The organism is Streptomyces sp. MS19 (genome assembly GCF_047200595.1).
GTDB lineage: Bacteria > Actinomycetota > Actinomycetes > Streptomycetales > Streptomycetaceae > Streptomyces.
The window spans coordinates 23,798-30,130 of the sequence record NZ_JBJZOH010000045.1 but is presented as its reverse complement, the minus strand read 5'-3'; the positions used below and the strand labels follow the sequence as shown (position 1 = coordinate 30,130).

4 protein-coding genes are annotated in these 6,333 nt (G+C 73.8%); all 4 read left to right on the top strand.

Features of this window, described 5'->3' with window-relative positions; all coding sequences use genetic code 11:
- Positions 1 to 436 precede the first annotated feature (436 nt).
- Positions 437 to 2,359 carry an acyl-CoA dehydrogenase family protein gene (locus ACL02R_RS26920; RefSeq protein WP_412799558.1) on the top strand — a complete coding sequence of 641 codons (1,923 nt, stop codon included), beginning with the start codon at positions 437 to 439 and terminating at the stop codon, positions 2,357 to 2,359.
- An 84-nt stretch (positions 2,360 to 2,443) separates the two neighbouring features.
- A complete protein-coding gene (dxr, locus tag ACL02R_RS26915) occupies positions 2,444 to 3,721 on the top strand; it encodes a 1-deoxy-D-xylulose-5-phosphate reductoisomerase (RefSeq protein WP_412799557.1) in 1,278 nt (425 codons plus the stop codon).
- On the top strand, positions 3,718 to 5,022 hold the full coding sequence (locus ACL02R_RS26910) for a M50 family metallopeptidase (protein WP_412799556.1): 1,305 nt from the start codon (positions 3,718 to 3,720) through the stop codon (positions 5,020 to 5,022). Before dxr ends, ACL02R_RS26910 begins: the two co-directional genes overlap by 4 nt.
- Before the next feature lie 59 nt (positions 5,023 to 5,081).
- The gene (gene ispG, locus ACL02R_RS26905; protein ID WP_412799555.1) at positions 5,082 to 6,236 is read left to right on the top strand and encodes a flavodoxin-dependent (E)-4-hydroxy-3-methylbut-2-enyl-diphosphate synthase; all 1,155 of its coding nucleotides are present in this window, start codon (positions 5,082 to 5,084) and stop codon (positions 6,234 to 6,236) included.
- The last annotated feature ends 97 nt before the right edge of the window (positions 6,237 to 6,333 follow it).

Sequence of the window (6,333 nt, the reverse complement as noted above, 5' to 3'; positions counted from 1 at the left end):
GACCATGATCTCCCGCAGCCGCGCCAGGTGCGCCAGCCGGAGTGACAGTGAATTCGTGAAGCTCCCGAGCGACTGGGTCTCCACGTGCAGATCCTGCTGCGCCGGGCCCACCGGCGTGCGTGGATCGAACGTCATCGCTTCCCCTCCCCCTCCTCCACAGCTCGTGCCCCTCCCGTCACCGTGGGCCACCCATCCTATGGCGGTGCCCCCTCGGTGACGCAACGCCATTGGCCATCCGGCCGCAGGACGAGAAGGTGAAGAACGCGTACCGGCCCGCGAAGCGGTCGCGTTGACCTGGGACCGGCCGAGCGGGGCCCCCGCGCCGCGTATTTCCCGCCCCGCCGCCGGTACGCGATGGCGTCGTCCGGGTACATACCGCAGCGGGCCGCGCACTGTCCGCCCCCGGCCGCACCCCCACCAGGACGAGGTGAGCGAAATGTCGGTCTCCACCCGGGACGCCCGCCGTATCGCGGGGGCGGCCCGCCGCGACGGGCGGGACATGGGGTTCGCCCGCCACCTCTTCCTCGGCCGCCTCCGCCTCGACCTGATCCACCCCCGCCCCGCCCCCGACCCGGCGGCGGCCCGCGCGGCGGACGCGTTCCTGGCCCGCCTCGCCGACTTCTGCCGTACCTCGCTCGACGGCCCGGCCATCGAACGGGACGCGCGCGTGCCCGACGAGACGGTACGCGGCCTCGCCGCGCTCGGCGCGTTCGGCATGCGCGTGGACCGCGCGTACGGCGGCCTTGGCCTCGGTCACGTTCCCTACCACCGGGCGCTCGCCCTCGTCGCGTCCGTCAGCCCGGCCGTCGCCACGCTGCTGGCGGCGCACCAGTCCACCGGCGTGCCCGAGGCGCTCGCCCGCTTCGGCACCGAGGAGCAGCGCCGCGCGTTCCTGCCGCGCTGCGCGGGCGGGGCGATCTCGGCCTTCCTGCTCGGCGAGCCGGACGCGGGCTCCGACCTGTCCCGCGTCGCCGCGACCGCCGTGCCGGACGGCAGCGGCGACGGCTACCTGCTGGACGGCGTGAAGCTGTGGACGACGAACGGCGTCGTCGCCGAACTGCTGCTCGTCCTGGCCCTGGTGCCCGACGCGGGCCTCACCGCCTTCGTCGTCGAGGCGGACGCGCCCGGCGTCACCGTCGAGCACCGCAGCGCGTTCATGGGCCTGCGCGGCACCGAGAACGGCGTCATACGGCTGCACGGCGTCCGCGTCCCCGCCGGGCGGCGCGTGGGCGCCGAGGGCGAGGGGCCGCGCATCGCCGCCGCGCTGCTCGCCGGGGGACGGCTGGCGCTGCCCGCGATGTGCGCGGGCGCGGGCAAGTGGTGCCTCAAGATCGCCCGCGAGTGGTCGGGCGCCCGCGTGCAGGGGGGCGGGCCCATCGCCGGGCACGAGGCGGTCGGCGCGCGGATCGCGTTCATCGCCGCCAGCGCGTTCGCCCTCGACGCCGTCGTCGAGCTGACCGGCGAGCTGGCCGACGCGGGGGCACCGGCCGGGACCGCCGCCCCCGACCTGCGCGTCGAGACCGCGCTCGTCAAGCTGTACGCGGGCGAGACGGCCTGGCGCGTCGCCGACGACCTCGTGCAGATACGCGGCGGACGCGGCTACGAGACCGCCGCCTCCCTCACCGCGCGCGGCGAACGCGGCGTCCCCGCCGAACAGCTCCTGCGCGACCTCGGCGTCCACCGCGTCCACGAGGGCTCCGCCGACGTCCTCCACCTCCTCATCGCCCGCGAGGCCATAGGAGCACACCTCGCCGTCACCGGCGACCTCGTCGCCCCCGACGCCAGCCTCACCCGCAAGCGCCGCGCCGGACTCGCGGCGGGCCGCTTCTACGCGCGCTGGCTGCCCACCCTCGCCACCGGCCGCGGCCACCTCCCGCTGTCCTACGGCGACTTCCACATCTCCGGCTACCCCGACCTCGCCGCCCACCTCCGCTGGGCCGAACGGTCCGCGCGCCGCCTCGCCCGCGCCACGTTCTACGGCGTCTCGCGCTGGCAGGGGCGGCTGGAGGCGCGCCAGGGCTTCCTCGCCCGCGTGGTGGACATCGGCGCCGAGCTGTTCGCCGTCGCCGCCGCCTGCGTCCACGCGGAACGGCTCCGCGCCGCCGGGGAGCACGGCAGGACGGCGTACGAGCTGGCCGACGCCTTCTGCGCGCAGGCCAGGCTCCGCACCGAGCACCACTTCCGCGCCCTGTGGCACAACGCCGACAAGACCGCCGCCACGCTCGCCGCACGCGTGCTGGACGACCGCTACCTGTGGCTGGAGGACGGCGTCCTCGACCCCTCCACGCCCGGCCCCTGGATCGCCCCGGCGGGACCGGCGCCCTCCCCGCGCAAGAACGAGCACCGCGCCATCCGCTGACCGCGCCCCGCCCGCCGCGCACGCACGGCCGTTCCCCCCACCCCTTCGGTGCGGGAGCCGTCGGTGAGCGGTGACAATGGGGGGATGACCGAGAGCCCCGTCTGTCTCGCCGACCCCCATCTGCGCCCCTCGGCCGCGCCGCCGCCCGACGGACCGCGCGAGGTCGTCATCCTCGGATCGACCGGTTCGATCGGCACACAGGCGGTCGACGTCGTCACGCGTCACCCCGGCCGGTTCCGCGTCACCGGCCTCTCGGCGGCGGGCGGGCGCCTCTCCCTCCTCGCCGAGCAGGCGCACCGGCTGCGCGTCCGCACGGTCGCCGTCGCCCGCGCCGACCTCGCCGGCGCGCTGCGCGAGGCCCTGCGGGCGCGCTACGGCGCCGAGCCGCTCCCGGAGATCCTGGCGGGCCCCGACGCGGCCGGGGAACTGGCCGCCCGCCCCTGCCACACCGTGCTCAACGGGATCACCGGCTCGATCGGCCTCGCGCCCACCCTGGCGGCGCTGGAGGCGGGGCACGTCCTGGCGCTCGCCAACAAGGAGTCGCTCATCGTGGGCGGCCCGCTGGTCACGGCCCTCGCCAAGCCCGGCCAGATCGTCCCCGTGGACTCCGAGCACTCCGCGCTCTTCCAGGCACTCCTCGGCGGCACGCGCGGCGAGGTGGACAAGCTGGTCGTCACGGCGAGCGGCGGCCCGTTCCGCGGCCGCGGCCGCGCCGAGCTGGCCGCCGTCACCCCGGCCGAGGCCCTCGCGCACCCCACCTGGGCCATGGGCCCGGTGATCACCGTCAACTCGGCGACGCTCGTCAACAAGGGCCTTGAGGTCATCGAGGCCCATCTGCTCTACGGCATCCCCTTCGACCGCATCGAGGTCGTCGTCCACCCGCAGTCGTACGTGCACTCGATGGTGCAGTTCACCGACGGCTCCACGCTCGCCCAGGCCGGGCCGCCCGACATGCGGCTGCCCATCGCCCTCGGCCTCGGCTGGCCCGACCGCGTGCCGGGCTCCGCGCCGCCCGTGGACTGGACCCGCGCGCACACGTGGGAGTTCTTCCCGCTGGACACCGATGCCTTCCCCTCTGTGCCGCTCGCCCGGCATGTCGGTAGCCTCGGCGGTACCGCGCCCGCGGTGTTCAACGCGGCCAACGAGGAGTGCGTCGACGCCTTCCTCGCCGGGCTGCTGCCGTTCACCGGGATCGTGGACACCGTCGCCGCGGTGGTCGAGGAGCGGGACACCGTCCCCTCCGGAACCTCCCTGACCCTTCCGGACGTCCTCGAAGCGGAGACCTGGGCCCGGCGGCGGGCCCGCGAGCTGACCGGCACGGCGACCGGCCGTGAGCAGGAGAAGCAGGAGAAGACCGCATGACGGCGCTGATGTTCATCCTCGGCATACTCATCTTCGTCCTCGGGCTGCTCTTCTCGATCGCCTGGCACGAGTTCGGGCACTTCTCGACCGCCCGCATGTTCGGCGTGCGCGTGCCGCAGTTCATGGTCGGCTTCGGCCCGACCGTCTGGTCCCGCCGGCGCGGCGAGACCGAGTACGGCGTGAAGGCCGTCCCGCTCGGCGGCTACATCCGGATGATCGGCATGTTCCCGCCCGGCGAGGACGGCGCCGTGCGCAAGCGCTCCACGTCGCCGTTCCGCGGCATGATCGAGGACGCGCGCGCCGCCGCCTTCGAGGAGCTCCAGCCGGGCGACGAGAAGCGGCTGTTCTACACGCGCAAGCCGTGGCAGCGGGTCATCGTCATGTTCGCCGGGCCCTTCCAGAACCTCATCCTGGCCGTCGTGATCTTCCTCGGTGTCCTCATGGCCTTCGGGGTGAACGAGCAGACCACCACCGTCGCCAGCGTCTCCGAGTGCGTCGTCCCCCAGGACGAGGGCGCCCGCGACTGCCGCGCCTCCGACCAGCCGGCGCCCGCCGCCGCGGCGGGGCTGCGGCCCGGCGACCGCATCACCGCGTTCGACGGCGAGCCCGTCACCGAGTGGGGCGCGCTCCAGGAGCGCATCCGCGACACCGTCGGCCCGGCCACCATCACCGTCGAGCGCGACGGCCGCAGCCTCGACCTGCGCGCCGACCTCATCGAGAACCAGGTCGCCAAGACCGACGGCGACGGCGGCTACGTCGAGGACGAGTACGTCAGCGCCGGATTCCTCGGCTTCTCGCCGGCCAGCGGCGTCGTCCGCCAGAGCTTCCCCGACTCGGTGGAGCGCATGGGCGACATCATGAGCAACGGCGTCCAGGCCCTGGTGGACATCCCCTCCGAGGTCCCCGGCCTGTGGAACGCCGCCCTCGGCAACGGCGAGCGCGAGCCCGACTCCCCGATGGGCGTCGTCGGCGCCGCGCGCGTCGGCGGCGAGATCTTCACGCTCGACATCCCCGCCAGCCAGCAGATCGCCACCGCGCTCTTCCTCGTCGCGGGATTCAACCTCTCGCTCTTCCTCTTCAACATGCTGCCGCTGCTCCCGCTGGACGGCGGCCACATCGCCGGCGCCCTGTTCGAGTCCGCCCGCCGCAAGGTCGCCCGCCTGCGCAAACTGCCCGACCCCGGCCCGTTCGACGTCGCCAAGCTGATGCCGGTGGCCTACGTCGTCGCCGGGGTGTTCGTCTGCTTCACCCTGTTGGTCCTCGCGGCCGACATCGTCAGTCCGGTGAGTCTGACCGGCTGAGGTGCCGTAGGCTCTGAGTGCTGGAAACCGCCCGTCGCACCGTGGGGTTGCACACGTCCATGACAGCCATCTCGCTGGGAATGCCGTCCGTACCGCTCAAACTGGCCGAGCGCCGCGCGAGCCGCAGAATCCAGGTCGGTTCCGTCCCCGTGGGCGGTGACGCACCCGTGTCTGTCCAGTCCATGACGACGACGCGGACCTCCGACATCGGCGCCACGCTGCAACAGATCGCCGAGCTGACGGCCTCCGGCTGCCAGATCGTGCGCGTCGCCGTCCCCACGCAGGACGACGCCGACGCCCTGCCCGTGATCGCCCGCAAGTCGCAGATCCCGGTCATCGCCGACATCCACTTCCAGCCGAAGTACGTGTTCGCCGCCATCGACGCGGGCTGCGCCGCGGTCCGCGTCAACCCCGGCAACATCAAGCAGTTCGACGACCGTGTCAAGGAGATCGCCAAGGCGGCCTCCGACGCGGGCACGCCGATCCGCATCGGCGTGAACGCCGGCTCCCTCGACCGCCGCCTCCTCGCCAAGTACGGCAAGGCCACCCCCGAGGCGCTGGTCGAGTCGGCGCTGTGGGAGTGCTCCCTGTTCGAGGAGCACGGCTTCCGCGACATCAAGATCTCGGTCAAGCACAACGACCCGGTCGTCATGGTGAACGCCTACCGGCAGCTAGCCGCCGCCTGCGACTACCCGCTGCACCTCGGCGTCACCGAGGCGGGCCCCGCGTTCCAGGGCACCATCAAGTCGGCCGTCGCCTTCGGCGCCCTGCTCAGCGAGGGCATCGGCGACACCATCCGCGTCTCCCTCTCCGCCCCGCCGGTGGAGGAGGTCAAGGTCGGCACGCAGATCCTCGAATCCCTCGGCCTGCGCGAACGCGGCCTGGAGATCGTCTCCTGCCCCTCCTGCGGCCGCGCCCAGGTGGACGTCTACACCCTCGCCGAGCAGGTCACCGCCGGGCTCGACGGCCTGGACGTCCCGCTGCGCGTCGCCGTCATGGGCTGCGTCGTCAACGGTCCGGGCGAGGCCCGCGAGGCCGACCTCGGCGTCGCCTCGGGCAACGGCAAGGGCCAGATCTTCGTCAAGGGCGAGGTCGTCCGCACCGTCCCCGAGTCGAAGATCGTCGAGACCCTCATCGAGGAGGCGCTGAAGATCGCCGCCACGATGAAGGACGACGGCGTCGCCTCCGGCGAGCCCGAGGTCTCCGTCAGCTGACGCACCCGGCACGGAACGGGCGCGCGACCCGGGTACGCTGACCCGCACCCGCACCGCCTCCCGTCCGTGCTGCCCCCGGGCACCCGACCGCAAGGCA